Below are 17,919 nucleotides of genomic sequence, written 5' to 3'. Positions count from 1 at the left end.
TTTAATTAGCGATCAATCCCTCCCATGCACAGGTATTTGATCGAAATATAATCATCAACGCCGTATTTGGAGCCTTCCCGGCCCAGACCCGATTGCTTTACCCCGCCAAAGGGGGTCAGCTCGTTAGAGATCATGCCGGTGTTGATGCCCACCATGCCGAAATCCAGTGCTTCGGCCACGCGCCAGATGCGGCCGATGTCGCGGCTATAAAAATAGCTGGCAAGGCCGAATTCGGTATCATTGGCCAGCCGGATTAACTCTTCTTCGCTGCTGAATCTAAATAGCGGAGCGAGCGGGCCGAAGGTTTCTTCGCGGGCCACTTTCATTTTGGCTGTGACATTGAGTAAGACGGTCGGCTCAAAAAAGCTATGCCCCAGCGCGTGGCGCTTGCCGCCCAGCGCCAGCGTTGCGCCCTGCTCCAGCGCATCTTTGATATGTTCTTCCACTTTTTGCACCGCTTTTTCATCGATCAGCGGGCCTTGGGTCACGCCTTCTTCGGTGCCAGGGCCAACTTTGAGTTTGGCAACGGCAGCACTGAGTTTGGCGGAAAAAGCATCAAAAACGCTGTCTTGCACATAGATGCGGTTGGCGCAGACGCAGGTTTGCCCAGCGTTGCGAAATTTAGAGACCATCGCGCCTTCCACTGCGGCATCCAGATCGGCGTCGTCAAACACCACAAAGGGGGCATTGCCGCCCAGCTCCAGCGATACTTTTTTTACCGTGTCGGCGCATTGCCGCATCAGTAATTTGCCGATGTCGGTAGAGCCGGTAAAGCTGAGTTTGGCCACATCAGGGCTACGCGTCAGCTCGCCACCAATCTGGCTGGCGCTGCCGGTAATCACATTAAATACGCCAGCGGGAATGCCAGCTTCGATGGCTAATACCGCCAGCGCCAGCGCAGAAAACGGTGTTTGTGTGGCGGGTTTAAGCACTATGGCGCAGCCTGCCGCCAGCGCTGGCCCTGCTTTACGGGTAATCATGGCGTTGGGGAAATTCCAGGGCGTAATGGCGGCCACCACGCCAATGGCTTGTTTGATCACCAGCAGGCGCTTATCGGCCTGTGGCGAGGCAATCACATCGCCGTAAATACGCCTGGCTTCTTCCGCAAACCACTCAATAAAACTCGCGCCATAGGCAATTTCGCCGCGTGCCTCGGCGAGAGGTTTGCCTTGCTCGGCGCTCAAAATTTGCGCCAGGTCTTCTTGGTTGGCCAGTATCAGCTCAAACCAGCGGCGCAAAATCACGCTGCGCTCTTTGGCTGTTTTTTTCTGCCAGGCGGGCATGGCGAGCTTGGCTGCGGCAATAGCCTCGGCGGTTTCGGCTGTACCCATTTTAGGAATATGCCCAATGATTTTCCCTGTGGCCGGGTTAGTTACCGCGATTTTCTCTGTGGCATCCTGCCACTGGCCGTTGATATAGCAGGTTTGTTTTAAAAGGGCAGGGTTGTTGAGTTGCAGCATGGGTTTTCCTTATTAAGGGTGGCTTTGGCCTGGTATTTAAGAGCGGCAGCCTCTGCGGGTAAACCGTGGTTAAAGATTTGGGTTTTCAGGTCTTTGATGCACTTTTAATCGCCTGCTCCAGCATTCCTAAAGCTTCATCCAGCACGCTGTCTTCTATGGTCAGCGGGCAGAGGAAGCGGATGACGTTACCGTACATGCCGCAGCTGAGCAGGATCAGGCCTAAGTTTTGCGCTTGTGCTTTAACGTTTGCGGTGAATTCGGCTGCGGGCTGGCCGTTTTCGGTGAATTCTACCGCCACCATCGCGCCAAGGCCGCGGATGTCGTGGATTTGCGGCGTGTTGGCTTTTAATCCTTCTAAACGGGCTTTGATTTTGTTGCCGATGATGTTGGCGCGCTCGCAGAGCTGCTCTTCTTCTATGATTTCCAGTACTGCCAGTGCGGCGGCAATGCCAATGGGGCTGCCGCCGTAAGTGCCGCCAAGGCCGCCGGGGGCTGCGGCGTCCATGAGGGCTGCCCGGCCAATCACGCCAGAAAGCGGAAAGCCGCCAGCCAGTGATTTGGCAACGGTGATTAAATCAGGCTCAACGTCAAAATGCTCCATCGCAAAGAGTTTGCCGGTGCGGGCAAAGCCGGTCTGGATTTCGTCGGCGATCAGCAAAATGCCGTGCTCATCGCAAATCTGCCGCAAGCCCTGCATAAACTCACGGGGCACGGGGTAAAAGCCGCCTTCTCCTTGCTCGGGTTCGATAATTATCGCGGCGATGCGCTTGGGGTCGGCGCTGCTTTTAAATAGCGCTTTTAAACAGGCCAGTGCCGCACCACTGCTGATGTCGCCAGATGGAAAAGGTGCGTGGTAAACGTCGGCGGGGAAGGGGCCGAAGCCGATTTTATAGGGGGCCACCTTACCGGTGAGCGCCATGCCCAGCAGCGTTCTGCCATGAAATCCGCCAGAAAAAGCGATCACCCCGGCCCGCCCTGTGGCCACGCGGGCAATTTTGATGGCGTTTTCAACTGCTTCTGCTCCCGTGGTCAGGAAAAAGCTTTTGCACGGGCCGCTGATGGGGGCGAGCTGATCAAGCTTTTCAGCCAGCACCACATAGCTGGTGTAAGGCATAACCTGATAGCAGCTATGCGAAAAAGCATCCAGCTGGGCGCTGACCGCAGCCTTAATCTTAGGGTGCAAATGGCCGGTATTGAGCACCGCAATGCCAGCGGCAAAGTCGATATAGCGCCGCCCATCGATATCCCAAACCTCGGCATTTTTAGCCTTGGCGATAAAAACCTGCGTGCTGATGCCTACTCCACGAGGGGTAGCGGCAAGGCGGCGATTATTCCAATTGTCCATTTTTATGCTCATCGAGAAATGTTGGGCGGGTTTTGCTCCATAGGTACTAATCAAAGTCAAAAAGACTTTTTTAGTGCCTACGGTACGTTGATTTTGGTGCGGACGTCCTGCGGGACCTTCCTTTCTTGCTCCGCTAAGAAACGAAGCCAAAGAAGGCCGCTCCGACCAGCACGAAGGCCCCTCACTGCGGATAATCGGCTCGGCGAAAAAGGCTGCTCGGGAGCAAGCCCGCTACCCCTTTTCCGAAACCCCGATTCGCTTATTCCTCGCTTCGGCGTGTTTCAATGGGGAATTTAAGCCCCGTGCCACTAGCAGCGATACAAGTCCAGATTTCAAAGGTTTGAAAATACTTAAATCCTAATCAAAGACAACTTAAATCAGAACCTATTTTTCTCCGTGGAACTCTGTGTCCTCTGTGTTCTCTGTGGTTCAAGATTTAGCGCTGTTCAAACGAGTTAAATCTTCCCCAATTCCCGCGCATATTCATCAATGCATTGCTTGGCCAGCCTGACAAATTCTTCTGCCTGTGCGCGGGTCATGACTAGTGGCGGGGCGGCGATCATGCTGTCGCCGGTGGCGCGCATGACTAGCTGGTTTTTCAGGCAGATATCGCGGCAGCGCAGGGCCATGCTGCTGCCGTGCTCGAAACGCTTGCGGCTGGCTTTGTCTTCAACCAGGGTGAGAGCAAAGAAAAAGCCCAGACTGCGCACATCGTCTACCAGCGGGTGGTTATCAAATGCGCCGTGCCAGAGCTGGGCGGCGTAGGGGGCGATTTCTTCATTCATGCGCTCGATAATGCGTTCTTTTTGCAGGATGCGGATATTGGCGGTCGCCACGGCGCAGGCGACGGGGTGGCCGGAATAAGTAAAGCCGTGGTTAAAATCGCCGCCTTCTATCAGCACTTTGGCGATGGTGTCGTGGATTAAAACCCCGCCAATCGGGATATAACCCGAGCTTAAGCCTTTGGCGATGATCATCAGTTGCGGGCGTATGCCGTAGTGCTGGCTGCCAAACCATGAGCCGGTGCGGCCAAAGCCACAGATCACTTCGTCGGCGATAAGTAAGATGCCGTAATGATCGCAAATGCGCTGGATTTCAGGCCAGTAGGTGGAGGGCGGAATAATAATCCCGCCTGCGCCTTGCACCGGCTCGCCAATAAAGGCCGCGACATTTTCAACGCCTAGCTCCAGAATCTTCTGCTCCAGCGCTCTAGCGGCTTTTAGCCCGTATTCCCTGGGGCTAAGCTCGCCGCCATTGGCGTACCAGTAGGGCTGCTCTATATGGGCAATACCGGGAATGGGGAGATCGCCTTGCTCGTGCATATAGTGCATGCCGCCAAGGCTGGCCCCGCCTATGGTGGAGCCGTGGTAGCCATTTTCGCGGGCGATGATGGTTTTCTTTTGCGGCTGGCCAAGTGTGGCCCAGTAATGACGAACCATACGAATAATGGTGTCGTTCCCTTCCGAGCCGGAGTTGGTATAAAAAACGTGGTTGAAGCCTTCGGGGGCGACTTGCGCCAACAGGCTGGATAGCTCGATTACTGGCGGGTGGGTAGTTTTAAAAAAGGTGTTGTAGAAGGGGAGTTGCAGCATTTGCTGGTAAGCCGCTTCGGCCAGCTCTTGCCTGCCATAGCCGATATTGACACACCAAAGTCCGCTCATGGCATCAAAAATTTTATTCCCGTCCGAATCATATAAATAAACGCCCTCACCGCGAGTAATCACGCGTGAGCCATGAGCATTGAGCGCGGCGGTATCCGAGAAGGGGTGGATATGGTGGGCGGCGTCTAGCTCCTGGTATTGTGCCGTGCTGCGGCCGGGGCTAATGGGATCCGGATTCATCGAGTGTCTCCTTGTTGCAGTGTGGGTTTTGTCCCATGTGATCATTTGAATATGGTGTGTTGCTTGCAAATCAAATCAAATCAAATCAAAAGCAAATGACATTTTTAGTGCCTTCGGCACGGTGTATTTTGGTGCGGGTGCCCCCGCGTGGGCGTACTTTTCTTGAACGGCCAAGAAAAGTACCAAAAGAAGGCCGCCCCACGAAACACGAAACCCCTCACTGCGGACAATCGAGCGGCGGCTGCGGAACTCGCTTCGCTCAAACAGTCCTCGCCGAAACCCCGCCCGCTTGTTCCTCGCTTCGGCGTGTTTCAAGGGGAGACTTTAAGCCCCGTGCGATGAGTCGCGACTACATCTAGATCTCTGTGTTTTGAAAAACTCAAAAACTCCAAAAAACTCGTAGGTACGAACCGCGAAGCGTTTCGTACATGCCAACTCAAACCAAACTTAAAACATAAAATTTGCATCTAACTCTGTTTTCCTCTGTGAACCTCCGTGTTCTCTGTGCCCTCCGTGGTTCAAGATTTGGGCTTTCATAGAGCAGCATCACACATGCAGCAGTAAATGTTTTCTTTCCCATGGGCTGATGACTCTGGCGTATTCGACGTATTCGGCTTCTTTTACGGCGCAATAGGCTTTGATAAATCGCTCGCCCAGTACCTTGGCGATGGGTTTGCAGTCGCTGAGGATTTGGGTGGCAGCATCCAGGCCCCGCGGGAAGGCGAAGGGCAGGGTGTAGGCGTCGCCGGTGAGGGGGTCCGTAGGTGTAAGTTGTTCTTCTATGCCTAAATAGGCACAGGCGAGGGTGGCAGCGAGGGCTAGATAGGGGTTGCAATCCACGCCGGGCAGGCGGTTTTCTATGCGGCGGGCGATGGGGTCGGAGTGCGGCACACGTATGCCGCAGGTGCGGTTATCAAACCCCCATTGCACATTGATGGGCGCGGCGTAGTAGCGGGTCAGGCGGCGGTAGCTGTTTACAAAGGGGGCGAACAGTGCAATCACCTGCGGGAAGTATTTTTGCATGCCCGCTACCGATTGATAAAACACCTCGCTGGGCGTGCCATCCACATTTGAAAACACATTCTGGCCGCTGATTGTATCTACCACGCTCATATGAATATGCATGGCAGATCCGGGTTCGTTTTCCATGGGTTTAGCCATAAAAGTGGCGTACATATTGTGGCGAATCGCCGCTTCCCTGACGGTGCGTTTAAATAGGAAAACCTGATCGGCCAGCTCCAGTGCATCGCCATGCAAAAAATTGATTTCCATCTGGCATGCGCCAATTTCGTGGATCAGCGTATCAATCTGTAGGCCCTGGGCATCGCAATAGTCGTAAACATCTTCAAACAGATCGTCGTATTCATTTACAGCATCAATCGAATAGGCTTTGCGGCCGGTTTCCGGGCGGCCGGTGCGGCCCAGCGGCGGTTGCAAGGGCAGATCCGGATCGCGGTTGATATCGACCAGATAAAATTCCATTTCTGGTGCAACGACCGGCTTCCAGCCTCTATCCTCATACAGCTTGAGTACACGGCGCAGCACATAGCGGGGGGATAGCTCGACGGGCGTGCCGTCAAAATAAAAGCAATCGTGAATGACCTGTGCAACGGGGTCCTTGGCCCAGGGCACGATGCGGATAGTGCTGGGGTCTGGAATCAGGATCATGTCCGGATCGGTCACCGGGGTGATTTGCTCGGCGTACTCGCCAGTGACGGTTTGCACCAGCACGGTTATCGGCAGGCGCATGCCTTCATCTTCACTGAATTTTTCTTTGGGCACAATTTTGCCGCGGGCAATGCCGGTGAAATCGGGCGTAACACATTCAACTTCAGTGATTCGACGTTCTCGCAGCCAGTCGCTGATCAAGCTCATGGTTGACTCCGTGTTTGAGCACTTCGTTAAGCAGGCGTTTTTAAATACTGGTTTTGTGCGTTTTTACAGATTTAGGAGCGGTAGCCCTGCAGTGAACTGCACCCAAAAGAAGCACAACTGTTATTGCTTCAGCACCCTTGCCAGGTGGCGTTTTTTGCAGGCGTCGCCAAAGGCGGCGAGCAGGGTGAGCGAGAGCGGATTGTCCTGGAATTTCCATTCCGGGTGCCATTGCACTGCAAGTGCGAAGGCTGTGTTTTTTACGCTGAAGGCTTCGATCAGGCCATCTGGGGCAAAGGCTTCGGTCTGCAGGTTGTCGGCGAGCCTTGCTACTCCCTGATGATGGAGCGAGTTCACTCTGGCTGTACTTTGCCCGTAGAGCTGCTCAAGTAAACCACCAGCAACAAGCTGAATATAGTGTGCGTCCCCGTACATCTCATCGGAGCTGCCATTTTTTTCACGGTGATCGAGCATGCCTGTTTGCTGGTGTACAGCTTGCTCCAGCGAGCCACCAAAGGCTACATTCATTTCCTGTGCACCGCGGCATATTCCAAATACCGGTATGTTTAAAGCGACCGCCGCACGGATTAGCGGCAGGGTGGTGGCGTCTCTTTGCGGGTCGTTAAAATCATTTTCCAGGAGTTTGCCGTGGTAGTGCTGTGGCTCGATATTGGATTGGCTGCCGGTTAGCAGCAGGCCATCAATTGTTGTCAATATTTGCGCAATCTGGCTGGCGTCCCCCAGGGCAGGAATCAGTAGAGGAATACCACCTGCAGCCAGTGCAGCGTGGATATATTTTTCACCTGCCAGGTGAAAAAAATGGCTGTCTTTCAGCCACCAGCGACAACAGGGAATCCCGATAATAGGTTGGGTCATGGTAGGCCTTGGTGTGCGCGTGGCGCGTGGGGTGGGTATAAAAACATGACCACTTTGTATAGTTTTAAGCTTAGTTCGTTAACTATATTTGACAAGATTTGTGGTTATTTTTGTGCTGTCGGTTTTTTTATCTATCAGATAAACCCTGTCCTGACGGCAATGTGGTGCTGCTGCTTGAAAATAAAAACCACTCTGGCTAATTGCTCAGGCATGGCATATTTTAAGAATGTGTTGATTATTTTGAACAGGTAGAGCCAATGGACGTAGGGGCAAGGCTTAAGGCGGTGCGGGGGCGGTTTGCTCTGTCGCAACGTGAATTAGCCAAGCGGGCCGGGGTGACCAATGCCACGGTGTCTTTAATCGAGCAGAATCGGGTTAGCCCGTCGATTAGCTCATTAAAAAAACTGCTGGAAGGATTTCCGATATCTTTGGCGGAGTTCTTTACTTTTGAGCAGGAGATTGCTGTGCCCAGCTATATTTTTCCGGCTGGCGTACAGCCCAATCTGGGCAATGCGACGGTGCAAATGTATCTGGTTGGCTCGGGAGTGGTGAATAGGCAAATTGGCCTGCTGCGCGAGCAATATCAGCCCGGAGCCGATACCGGCAGCGAAATGCTGCAGCATGAGGGGCAGGAGTGCGGTGTATTGGTGAGCGGCTCTATGGAGCTGACTATTGATGGGCAGGTGCACCTTTTGCAGGCAGGGGATGGCTATTATTTCCCAAGCTGCCTGCCACATCGTTTTCGTAATATCGGCACAGATACGGCCAAAATTATTAGCGCCAATACACCGGGCTCTTTTTGATTGCCGGTGTTGCCTAAGCCAAACCCTGAGGCCATAACAACAAGCTTCGTAGTGTTTACATTTTAAGCAAAAGCATCTGAAGGCCTGGAGCAGGGAGCACACAGAGAAAAATAAGGCGGTATCAGCTTGCTTTGATGCCGAGGCGTTGCGGAACAACTACCTTATGAAATTTATTTATTTTTTCTCTGTGTTCTTTGTGCACCAAGATTGATGGTTTTTTAATCAAATAAAGCATCTACATAATCTTTGGCAATAAAGGGGCGCAAATCGTCAATGCTTTCACCAACGCCTACAAAGCGCAGCGGAATTGGGCGTTGTTTGGCAATGGCTGCGATAATCCCGCCTTTGGCTGTGCCATCAAGCTTGGTCAGAATCAGGCCGGTCAGGCCCAGCGCATCATCGAACGATTTCACCTGGCTGAGTGCGTTCTGGCCGTTATTAGCATCCAGCACCAGCATGATTTCGTGCGGGCCACTTGGATCGGCTTTTTGCACCACGCGTTTTACTTTTTTGATTTCTTCCATCAAATGCAATTGCGTAGGCAGGCGGCCAGCGGTATCGACGATCACTACATCAATGCCACGGGCTTTGGCTGCGTTAACCGCATCAAAAGCTACCGCTGCAGAATCACCGCCATCCTGGGCAATGACTTGTACGCCGTTGCGCTCGCCCCAAACCACCAGCTGTTCACGCGCGGCAGCGCGGAAAGTATCGCCAGCGGCAAGGAGCACAGTCAGGCCCTGGCTTTGAAAATATTTAGCCAGCTTGCCAATGCTGGTGGTTTTACCCGCACCATTTACACCTGCCACCATCAAAATAAAGGGCTTATGCGTGCTAACATCCAGCGGCTTTTGCAAGGGGCTGATTAAATCGGTAAGGGAGCTTTGCAAAGCGCCTTTTAGCTCGGAGCCATTTTTAAGCCCGGCAAGGCTGACACGATTGCGTACATCGCTGAGCAAGTGCTGTGTTGCATCAAGGCCCATATCGGCGGTGAGCAGCACGGATTCCAGCTCTTCATATAAATCTTCGTCAATCTGCCCGCCGCCAAACAGGCCCGCCAGGCTTTTGCCTAAGCGATCCCGAGTTTTAGCCAGGCCTGCTTTGAGGCGTTCGGCCCAGGAAAGCTTGGCTTGCGGCTGCGCGACTTCAATAATGGCTGCAGGAGCAGGAGCAGGAGCAGGAGCAGGAGCAGGAGCAGGAGCAGGAGCAGGAGCAGGAGCAGGAGCAGGAGCAGGAGCAGGAGCCACCACGGTGGGTGCTACTTTTTCAGCTATTTGTGGCTCTGCGCTTGCTGTTTCAATGGTCGTTTCAACTACCTCAATAACAGGCGTATCGGCTGGATTAATCGGTGCCGTGTCGATTTGGACAGGCTCTGCCACCAGTGTTGTTTCTGGGGCGACCGGAGCAACCGGCTTTTTTTTGCGAAAAAAACTAAACATGAGTTTGCGGGTATTCCGAAAGATGGCGGAAAATGCAGGCAGCTTGTCGATAAGTCTGCATTAAAAAATCCTAATCAGGCTTTTTTAACAGGCTGCCGGGCTATTTAAATTACAGATTGTTAGGATTTTAACATGGCAGCACAGTTCAAAAACCAGGTTCGTATTATTGGCGGTGACTATAAGCGCCGTTTATTGAAGTTTCCTGATGCAGAAGGGCTGCGTCCGACGCCTGACCGGGTGCGTGAAACATTATTTAACTGGCTGGGGCAGGAGTGCACCAACCTCGTTTGCCTCGATCTTTTTTCCGGCAGCGGCGCGCTGGGTTTTGAGGCGGCATCAAGGAATGCCAGGCGTGTGGTGATGGTAGAGCGTGCTAAAAACGTAGCTGCCAGCCTAAAAGATAACCAAGCTTTGCTGGGGGCTGCCAATATTGAGGTGATCTGGGGCGATGCTTTGCGCTTTTTAGACACAACCAGCGAGCGTTTTGATGTGGTGTTTTTAGATCCGCCTTTTGCTTCAGATTTTTTAGCGCAAGTATTACCAAAACTACCACGCATCCTGAATGAAGGTGCCGTGATTTATGCTGAAACGGCCAACTGGCCGGATAGAGAAGGCTGGGAAATCGTCAAAGAAGGCCGGGCCGGGCAAGTAAAATACGCTTTGCTGCGCGCGGTGAGGGGGCAGAGTTAAACCCTAAACTCAAATCTTGAACCACGGAGAAAAAAATACATAAGGTTTTCTCCGTGAAACTCCGTGTTCTCTGTGACCTCCGTGGTTCAAGGTTTGGGTTTTCTAAGTGTAGGGCTTTCTTTGCCCTGCTGCTTAATCAGTAATTGAGTAAAGTCTGCAGCGCACATGGGTTTGTAGTAGTAATAGCCTTGAATTAAATGGCAGCCTAATTGTGCCAGGTAGTCAGCCTGGGCTTTAGTTTCTACGCCTTCGGCGATAAGTTTTAATCCCAGATTGCTAGCGATATCTACAATAGAGCGCACAATTGCAGCCGAATGCAGATTGTCTGGCAAGGCCTGGACAAAAGACTGATCGATTTTTAAATAATCAATCGGGTAATGCTGCAAATAAGCCAGATTAGAATAACCAGTGCCAAAATCATCCAGTGCCAGGCTAAAGCCGGAGCTGTGTAATTGATTCAGCAGGCCGGATTGGCCATTGCCCATCAATAGACTTTCTGTTAACTCCAGCTCGACCAATTCTGCAGGAATTTTATGATAACTTAAAATGGCGCTTAGCTCATCCGGCAGCTGGGGTTTAAATTGCAGGGCAGATAAATTAATGGCCAGCCGGTTTAATTTTAATCCGGATTTTTTCCATTCGGCAATCTGGCTGATTGCTTCATTGAGTACCCAGCTGCCAATAGCAACAATTAGCCCTGTTTCTTCGGCGAAAGGAATAAAACTTGAAGGTGGAATCATGCCTTTTTGCGGGTGCCGCCAGCGTATCAACGCTTCTGCGCCCATTATTTTTTTACTGGGCAAATCTATTTGCGGCTGAAAGAATAATTCGAATTGATTGAGATCCAGGGCATGATGCAATTCAGCTTCAAGTTTTATTCGGTCAAGTGAGCGGCGGTTCATTTCGCTGGAATAAAACAGATAATTCTGATTATTTTTCTTTGCTCGTTGCATGGCCACTGTGGCGTTATTGATGAGCGTTTCGGCATGATAGCCATCATCTGGATAGATGCTGATGCCAATATGGCTTAATAAAACAATTTCCTGGTTTTTTAAATAAAATGGAGCTGCCGTTGCTTGTAAAATACGTCTTGCTACCAGGATTGCATCATCTCTTTTTTCTATTTCAAATAGCGCAATATAAAATTCATCACCACTGAAGCGGGAGACGACGTCTTCTTCGCGTAATGCGACCCTGATTCTTTTGGCCAGCTCAGTTAATAGTATATCGGCTTCCGAGTGGCCGAATGAGTCGTTAATATTTTTAAAGCTATTGATATTAAAGCAGAGCAGCGAGCCGTGTTTTTTCTTACGTTTGGCCTCTGCTAAAGATTGCGCCAGTAGGGAGAACAACATGGCGCGGTTGGGCAAATTGGTGAGGGTATCGTAATAAGCCAGTTTATGAATTTTTTCTTCGGCAAGGCGTTTTTCGGTGAGATCGGAAAAAACCACAAAATAATGGCTGACCGAGCCGTAGCTGGTTTGTACTGCGCTGATGGTTAGCCAGGCTGGGAAAACTTCTCCGCCTGCGCGGCTATCCCATAATTCACCTTCCCAGTGCCCCATAGCTTTAAGAGTGGCTTCAATGCTTTTGCTGCTGTATTTCTTTTTTAAAAAACTGGGGATGGTTCCCAGTACTTCGGCACAACTTCGGCCGGTAATTTTTAAATAAGCGTTGTTTACACTCACAATCAGCTTATTGCTATCGGTAATTACAATGGCCTCGCGGGCGTATTCGATGATGCGGGTGTAAAGCCGGCTGCGCTCTTCATTGGCAAGCTGGCTGCTGATATCTCTTACATAGCCGATCAGTCTTGTGGGCAGGCCCACCTTATTGCGCACCAGTGTAAGGTGCAGGTGGGCCCAGAAATGACTACCGTCTTTACGTCGTCGCCTTACATCCATTTCGGCATGGCCATTGGCAATGACTTCATTAAAAAAGTCTTCTTCTTCCTCGTCTGCAGTATCGGCATACAAAAGCAGAATATGCTTGCCCAGCACTTCATCTGCAGCATAGCCAAACAGTAACCCGGCACCATGGTTCCAGCCGGTGATATAGCCTTCCAGATCCATGGTGATCAGCGACGCCTCAAGTGCCGCATAAATGCCAGAATCGCTGTCCAGCTCGTTATTCATGTATCCGCCGACGCCAGTAGTTTTCTGACCCAGTGACAGGCGCTGATTTCGGACTTTAGCCAGCTGGCTGAGTGGGTGTCAGGCAGCAGGCTGGCGAGCTGTGTGTTGTCTGCGGCTTCAATGGCGATAAGTGCTTTGATGGCATTGCCGATAGCCCCTTCTCCTGCGAGTAAACCAGCGCGAAGTTCGGGGCTGAGTGGTAGCGGGCTGAGGATCTCTGTAAGAGGCTGGCCAAACAGGCGATCAAGCAAAGACAGCATCCCTGCCATAAAGGCTGCATCGGGTTTGACTCCGGGCAGTGCACTGCTGCCGGCCCAGCCTTCCAAACGTTTAGCCCGTAATGCCGCAAGCAGCAGCAGCGGCGGGGTGCCACTGTCGGCTCCGAATTGTTCGGCATAGAGCAAAAGCTGTAGCCAGCGTTGCAGCTGGCGCCGGCCAAGGATGGCGACGGCTTGCCGAAGGCTTTCGGCGTGGGTTCCGCCACCGACGGCTACCGAGTTGACCAGTCTTAATAAGCTAAAGACCAGCTGCGGCGCTTTGGCAATCACGCCTTCGATGGCTGACGTATCGGCATCACTGGTGATTAAGCCGAGTAATTCAAGCAGCACAGGTTTGCTGGGGTTGGGGCGGCTGTCGATTTTTTGTGGTGACAGCAGCCAGGTACCTGTCAGCCATACTTTAGGTGGTAATTGGCCAGGCAGGGTGGTAACTCCGGCAATCAGGCAGGGGTCTTCGCTGGGGGCTGTGAGTAATCTGCGTGAGGTTTGAGGATGGGGCAGTGCCAGCTCATTATTATTGAGGAGCACCACAAAGGGATGCGGCTCTGGCAAGTTTGCGGGGAGTGTTCCATCGCTGCTTTCCCACAGACATGGGAGTTTTGCGAGTACAGAGTCGGCTAGCATTGGGGCCAGCAAGGCCAGCTGGGGGCCATCTGCATGGGCACGTAAAGCAACCCACTGATTTTCTGTATTCCAAACAGGTTCGAATAGCATAATTTGAACGCAGTGTGATGACTCTTTACCCTAGCTCTGTCAGAAGCCAGGGGCAAGGAGTCATTACTTTGTCAGATTATTAATGGTTTATTTCCACACTATTTTCTTGGTTTATGCTGCTTGTGCATAGACTTTTGCTTCTCTTGGTGTAAGAAACACGGTTTCACCTGTTTTCCACTGGCCTTCTTGCTGGCGCTCGCGGGTGAGCTCCACCTCTACGATGTCGGCATTGGCGGCTTCAACTTCCAGTCTTACGGTGGCACCTAAAAGCCGGACATGGATAATCCTGCCCTCGATAGCAGACGCATTGGCTACGCGGGAGAGATCAATTTCATGCGGGCGCACATATACGGTAGCTGCCGAACTGCTTGCATCGGGTGCTGCAAAGCGTGCGCCGCCGACTTCGGCCCAGCCTTCGTGCACTCGGCTGTGGAAAAGATTTACATCGCCTAAAAATTGGTAAACAAAGGGCGTGGCGGGCGTGTCGTAGACCTGCTCGGGTGTGCCAATTTGCTCAATCTGGCCTTTATTCATTACCACTACGCGATCGGCTACTTCCAGTGCCTCTTCCTGATCGTGAGTGACAAATACACTGGTGATATGCATTTCATCGTGCAGGCGGCGCAACCAGCGGCGCAGCTCTTTGCGAACCTTGGTGTCGAGCGCACCAAAAGGCTCGTCCAGCAGCAAGACTTTAGGCTCGACTGCCAGTGCGCGTGCCAAGGCAATCCGCTGTCTTTGCCCGCCGGATAACTGAGCCGGAAAGCGATCGGCCAGCCAGTCCAGTTGCACCATATTGAGCAGGGCATGAACTTTTTCTTTGATGACTGCTTCTGAGGGCCGGGTTTTCTTTGTGCGAACGCGCAGGCCAAAGGCGACATTTTCAAATACCGTCATATGCCGGAACAGCGCGTAATGCTGGAAAACAAAGCCGACTTGCCGCTCTCTTACATGGGTATCGGTGGCGTCTTCACCATGAAATAAAATCTGCCCCTGATCCGGTGTTTCCAGCCCCGCAATTACCCGCAGCAGGGTCGTTTTACCGCAGCCAGAGGGCCCGAGCAGCGCCAAGAGCTCGCCCGAGTTGACTTCCAGATTCAGATTGTCCAGCGCGGTAAATGCGCCGAAGCGTTTGGTGATGTTTTTAACTTCGATACTCATATTGACTTGCCTTTTGATGTTGCGTAGCAAAACCCAAATCTTGAAACACGGAGTTTCACGGAGAAAATCCTAAGGACTTTTAACGGTGCAGGGAGCTAAGCTATCGCCGACTCCCGACTCCCGACTCCCGACTCCCGACTCCCGACTCCCGACTCCCGACTCCCTATCTACTCTTCAACCGCATGCCGCCGGTCTGCTGCGGCTTGCTGCTCACCTTTCCATTCCACATAGCTTTTGGCCGCGAGGGTAAGCAGGGCTAAGAGTGCCAGGATGGAGGCGCAGGCGAATGCGCCGATAAAGTTGTATTCGTTGTAAAGAATCTCTACATGCAGCGGCACGGTATTGGTCATGCCGCGAATATGGCCGGATACCACCGAGACAGCGCCAAACTCACCCATGGCACGGGCATTGGCCAGAATCACGCCGTAGAGCAGGCCCCATTTAATATTGGGCAGCGTCACCCGCCAGAACATCTGCCAGCTGGATGCGCCTAGCACAATGGCGGCTTGCTCTTCATCTGAGCCTTGTGCTTCCATCAGCGGAATCAGCTCACGGGCCACAAAGGGAAAGGTAACAAAGATCGTGGCGAGCACAATGCCGGGCACGGCAAAGATAATTTTGTAATCGTTTTCAATCAGCCACGGCCCCCACCAGCCTTGCGCACCAAACATCAGTACATAGATCAGGCCCGCTACAACAGGGGACACTGAAAACGGCAGATCAATCAGCGTGGTTAAAAAGCTTTTGCCGCGAAAATCAAAGCGGGCAATCGACCATGCGGCGGCAATACCAAAAATTAGATTGGCGGGGAGTGAAATTGCAGCAACGATTAGTGTCAGCTTGATGGCCTGCACGGCGTCTGGCTCTATAAGGGCTGCCAGATAAAGCTGCCAGCCCTGACGAAACGCTTCGATAAAAACGGACGCTAGCGGAATCACCAGAAAAACGCCAATAAACAGCAGTGCAAGACCGGTGAGCAGGTAGCGAATGGCGCGGCTTTCGGTGGTAACGATGGAGCGTTGAATTGTTGAAGCCATTACCTGTACCCCCCGAGCCTAAGCTGTCTTGCAATATTTCTGAAGGTGGAGATGTGGTGTATTGAAGTCATTATTTGCGCCTCCCCAGTCGTTTGGCTGCCCACCACTGCAGGCCGTTAATTAGTAAGAGCAGGGCAAACGACACCACCAGCATCACTACGGCAATGGCGGTAGCGCCCAGATAATCGTATTGCTCCAGCTTGGAAATAATCATCAGAGGGGTGATTTCTGAAACAAAGGGCATATTGCCCGCGATAAAAATCACCGAGCCATATTCACCAATTGCCCTGGCAAAGGCTAGCGCAAAGCCGGTCAACAAAGCTGGCAGGATGGTAGGAAAGATCACTTTGTAAAAAATCTGCCAGCGTGTTGCTCCCAGGCTGCAGGCTGCTTCTTCCAGCTCGTGCTCTAAATCTTGCAGCACGGGCTGCACTGTGCGCACCACAAAAGGCAGGGTCACAAAGGTTAGTGCAATCACGATGCCGATGGGGGTGAAGGCAATCTTGAAACCCAGCGGCTCCAGATATTGGCCGATCCAGCCGTTGGGCGCGTAAATGGTTGCCAGGGCAATCCCGGCCACGGCGGTGGGCAGGGCAAAAGGCAGATCGACCATGGCATCAATAAAGCGTTTGCCATAAAACTGATAGCGCACCAGCACCCAGGCTACCAAGAGGCCGGTAAAGAGATTCACCAGCGCTGCCAGCAGGGAAGCGCCAAAAGTCAGCTTATAAGAGGCCACCACGCGCGGCTCGCTGATAATCTGCCAGAAATGCTCCCAGCTGAGTGCGCTGGTCTTGATTAACAGCGCAGAGAGCGGCAGCAGAACGATGATCGATAAATAAAACAGTGTGTAGCCCAGGCTTAAATTAAAACCCGGCAACACACTTGGCTGTTTGAAGCGCATGGTGAATCCGATGGGGGTTTGCTAGGGTCGGGGGAAAACTTCTGTAGACACAGAGAACGGTAAGAACTCAGAGCGCGCAAAGAAAACCCAAGGAAAAACGTTGATTCAATCGTTATCCCCGAGTGCTTTTATCGGGGATCCAGAGCCGATGCTGTATTTCCGCCTGCGCGGGAATGACGTCACTGAATGATCAGCGTTTCCTTAGAAAATGGTTTCTCTGTGTTCTTTGTGTGCTCGTTTAGCTCTGTGTCTACAGATCTTTTTGAATAATTACTTAGCGCTTAGCAATGCTTGCTGCGATCTGGTCGTAAATTGCTCCGTCGTCAAAGTGGGTTTTCTGGGTTTTTTGCCAGCCGCCGAATTCTTCGATGGCGAATAATTTAATTGCCGGGAATTGCTTGGCGTATTTGGCTGCGATGGCTTTGTCTCTTGGGCGCAGATAGTTTTGCGCGGCGATTTCCTGGCCTGCCGGGCTCCACAGATATTTCAGATATTCTTCTGCCTGCTTACGCGTGCCTTTTTTATCGACTACTTTATCGATGATGGCCACCGGTGGCTCGGCTTCGATCGAGACGCTGGGGTAAACCACCTCAAAATTGCCACGGCCAAATTCTTTGGCGATCATTTCGGCTTCGTTTTCAAAGGTCACCAGCACATCGCCAATCTGGCGCTGCATAAAGGTAGTGGTGGCGGCGCGGCCACCGGCATCCAGCACGGGGATGTTTTTGAATACGCTGGCGACAAATTCCCGTGCTTTAGCATCGTTGCCACCTGGTAGTTTGGCGGCATAGCCCCATGCCGCCAGATAGGTGTAGCGGCCATTGCCCGAGGTTTTTGGGTTGGGAACGATTACGCCAACGCCGGGTTTTGTTAAATCATTCCAGTCTTTAATGCCTTTCGGGTTGCCCTTGCGAACGATCAGTACCTGCAAGCTGGTAAAGGGCGCTGCGTCGTTCGGCAGGCGCTTGGCCCAGTCGGCAGGCAGTAATTTGGCTTTATCCGCGATGGCGTCGATATCGTTGTGCTGATTCATGGTGACGACATCGGCTTGCAGGCCGTCGATCACCGAGCGCGCCTGTTTGCTGGAGCCGCCGTGCGACATTTGCAGGGTGATGTCTTCGCCGGATTTGGCTTTCCAGTATTTGGCAAAGGCGGGATTGTAATCTTTGTAAAAATCACGCATGACGTCGTAAGACACATTCAGCAGAGTGCTGTCGGCAAAGGCAGGCAGAGTGGTGCTCAGTGCAATGGCGACAAGCAGGGATTTAAGACGCATGATGATTTCCTAGGTGTATCTCAGATAGCGTCGATTTTTACCGGTTTTACCAAGTTTCACAAAGACTATCGAGTGTTATTTAAATAAC

General features: G+C 52.3%; 14 protein-coding genes. 2 read left to right on the top strand and 12 right to left on the bottom strand.

Annotation, left to right across the window (positions count from 1 at the left end; all coding sequences use genetic code 11):
* Positions 1 to 5: 5 nt before the first annotated feature.
* The 5 genes from gabD to EJO50_RS12005 form a co-directional block, all read right to left on the bottom strand.
* A complete protein-coding gene (gene gabD, locus EJO50_RS12025) occupies positions 6 to 1,460 on the bottom strand; it encodes an NADP-dependent succinate-semialdehyde dehydrogenase (RefSeq protein WP_125974471.1) in 1,455 nt (484 codons plus the stop codon).
* A gap of 85 nt (positions 1,461 to 1,545) precedes the next feature.
* Complete coding sequence (gabT, locus tag EJO50_RS12020) at positions 1,546 to 2,805, bottom strand: 4-aminobutyrate--2-oxoglutarate transaminase (protein WP_206434381.1); 1,260 nt, start codon at positions 2,803 to 2,805, stop codon at positions 1,546 to 1,548.
* Between the two features lie 455 nt (positions 2,806 to 3,260).
* On the bottom strand, positions 3,261 to 4,646 hold the full coding sequence (locus EJO50_RS12015; protein ID WP_125974467.1) for an aspartate aminotransferase family protein: 1,386 nt from the start codon (positions 4,644 to 4,646) through the stop codon (positions 3,261 to 3,263).
* Between the two features lie 546 nt (positions 4,647 to 5,192).
* The gene (locus EJO50_RS12010; RefSeq protein WP_125974465.1) at positions 5,193 to 6,521 is read right to left on the bottom strand and encodes a glutamine synthetase family protein; all 1,329 of its coding nucleotides are present in this window, start codon (positions 6,519 to 6,521) and stop codon (positions 5,193 to 5,195) included.
* Between the two features lie 120 nt (positions 6,522 to 6,641).
* Positions 6,642 to 7,394, bottom strand: a complete 753-nt coding sequence (locus EJO50_RS12005) for a gamma-glutamyl-gamma-aminobutyrate hydrolase family protein (protein WP_125974463.1) — start codon at positions 7,392 to 7,394, stop codon at positions 6,642 to 6,644.
* A gap of 257 nt (positions 7,395 to 7,651) precedes the next feature.
* On the opposite strand from EJO50_RS12005, the gene EJO50_RS12000 reads away from it, so the two are divergent.
* Entirely contained in the window at positions 7,652 to 8,197 is a 546-nt protein-coding gene (locus EJO50_RS12000; protein WP_125974461.1) for a cupin domain-containing protein, read from the top strand.
* 218 nt (positions 8,198 to 8,415) lie between these two features.
* Here the strand turns inward: EJO50_RS12000 and ftsY are convergent, their stop codons facing one another.
* Positions 8,416 to 9,636: a signal recognition particle-docking protein FtsY gene (gene ftsY, locus EJO50_RS11995; protein ID WP_164521499.1), complete on the bottom strand. Its 1,221-nt coding sequence runs from the start codon at positions 9,634 to 9,636 to the stop codon at positions 8,416 to 8,418.
* Positions 9,637 to 9,768: 132 nt separating this feature from the next.
* Between ftsY and rsmD the strand changes: the two genes are divergently transcribed.
* A complete protein-coding gene (gene rsmD, locus EJO50_RS11990; protein ID WP_125974459.1) occupies positions 9,769 to 10,326 on the top strand; it encodes a 16S rRNA (guanine(966)-N(2))-methyltransferase RsmD in 558 nt (185 codons plus the stop codon).
* A gap of 86 nt (positions 10,327 to 10,412) precedes the next feature.
* Here rsmD and EJO50_RS11985 read toward each other — a convergent pair whose 3' ends face one another.
* From EJO50_RS11985 to EJO50_RS11960, 6 genes are all read right to left on the bottom strand, one after another.
* Complete coding sequence (locus EJO50_RS11985; RefSeq protein ID WP_125974457.1) at positions 10,413 to 12,461, bottom strand: putative bifunctional diguanylate cyclase/phosphodiesterase; 2,049 nt, start codon at positions 12,459 to 12,461, stop codon at positions 10,413 to 10,415.
* Entirely contained in the window at positions 12,458 to 13,453 is a 996-nt protein-coding gene (locus tag EJO50_RS11980; protein WP_125974455.1) for an HDOD domain-containing protein, read from the bottom strand. Before EJO50_RS11980 ends, EJO50_RS11985 begins: the two co-directional genes overlap by 4 nt.
* Before the next feature lie 111 nt (positions 13,454 to 13,564).
* On the bottom strand, positions 13,565 to 14,614 hold the full coding sequence (locus EJO50_RS11975; RefSeq protein ID WP_125974453.1) for a sulfate/molybdate ABC transporter ATP-binding protein: 1,050 nt from the start codon (positions 14,612 to 14,614) through the stop codon (positions 13,565 to 13,567).
* 167 nt (positions 14,615 to 14,781) lie between these two features.
* Positions 14,782 to 15,651 carry a sulfate ABC transporter permease subunit CysW gene (cysW, locus tag EJO50_RS11970; RefSeq protein WP_125974451.1) on the bottom strand — a complete coding sequence of 290 codons (870 nt, stop codon included), beginning with the start codon at positions 15,649 to 15,651 and terminating at the stop codon, positions 14,782 to 14,784.
* A gap of 70 nt (positions 15,652 to 15,721) precedes the next feature.
* A complete protein-coding gene (gene cysT / locus EJO50_RS11965; RefSeq protein ID WP_125974449.1) occupies positions 15,722 to 16,555 on the bottom strand; it encodes a sulfate ABC transporter permease subunit CysT in 834 nt (277 codons plus the stop codon).
* Positions 16,556 to 16,829: 274 nt separating this feature from the next.
* On the bottom strand, positions 16,830 to 17,831 hold the full coding sequence (locus tag EJO50_RS11960; protein ID WP_206434380.1) for a sulfate ABC transporter substrate-binding protein: 1,002 nt from the start codon (positions 17,829 to 17,831) through the stop codon (positions 16,830 to 16,832).
* Positions 17,832 to 17,919 lie beyond the last annotated feature (88 nt).

Source organism: Iodobacter ciconiae (assembly GCF_003952345.1).
GTDB lineage: Bacteria > Pseudomonadota > Gammaproteobacteria > Burkholderiales > Chitinibacteraceae > Iodobacter > Iodobacter ciconiae.
Note: the sequence above shows the minus strand (reverse complement) of the source record. Positions and strands in the feature narration are given on the sequence as shown.

Bases quoted from the DNA above. Each gene is read 5' to 3' on its own strand.
- gabD (WP_125974471.1), bottom strand. From the start codon at position 1,460: ATGCTGCAACTCAACAACCCTGCCCTTTTAAAACAAACCTGCTATATC.
- gabT (WP_206434381.1), bottom strand. From the start codon at position 2,805: ATGGACAATTGGAATAATCGCCGCCTTGCCGCTACCCCTCGTGGAGTA.
- EJO50_RS12015 (WP_125974467.1), bottom strand. From the start codon at position 4,646: ATGAATCCGGATCCCATTAGCCCCGGCCGCAGCACGGCACAATACCAG.
- EJO50_RS12010 (WP_125974465.1), bottom strand. From the start codon at position 6,521: ATGAGCTTGATCAGCGACTGGCTGCGAGAACGTCGAATCACTGAAGTT.
- EJO50_RS12005 (WP_125974463.1), bottom strand. From the start codon at position 7,394: ATGACCCAACCTATTATCGGGATTCCCTGTTGTCGCTGGTGGCTGAAA.
- EJO50_RS12000 (WP_125974461.1), top strand. From the start codon at position 7,652: ATGGACGTAGGGGCAAGGCTTAAGGCGGTGCGGGGGCGGTTTGCTCTG.
- ftsY (WP_164521499.1), bottom strand. From the start codon at position 9,636: ATGTTTAGTTTTTTTCGCAAAAAAAAGCCGGTTGCTCCGGTCGCCCCA.
- rsmD (WP_125974459.1), top strand. From the start codon at position 9,769: ATGGCAGCACAGTTCAAAAACCAGGTTCGTATTATTGGCGGTGACTAT.
- EJO50_RS11985 (WP_125974457.1), bottom strand. From the start codon at position 12,461: ATGAATAACGAGCTGGACAGCGATTCTGGCATTTATGCGGCACTTGAG.
- EJO50_RS11980 (WP_125974455.1), bottom strand. From the start codon at position 13,453: ATGCTATTCGAACCTGTTTGGAATACAGAAAATCAGTGGGTTGCTTTA.
- EJO50_RS11975 (WP_125974453.1), bottom strand. From the start codon at position 14,614: ATGAGTATCGAAGTTAAAAACATCACCAAACGCTTCGGCGCATTTACC.
- cysW (WP_125974451.1), bottom strand. From the start codon at position 15,651: ATGGCTTCAACAATTCAACGCTCCATCGTTACCACCGAAAGCCGCGCC.
- cysT (WP_125974449.1), bottom strand. From the start codon at position 16,555: ATGCGCTTCAAACAGCCAAGTGTGTTGCCGGGTTTTAATTTAAGCCTG.
- EJO50_RS11960 (WP_206434380.1), bottom strand. From the start codon at position 17,831: ATGCGTCTTAAATCCCTGCTTGTCGCCATTGCACTGAGCACCACTCTG.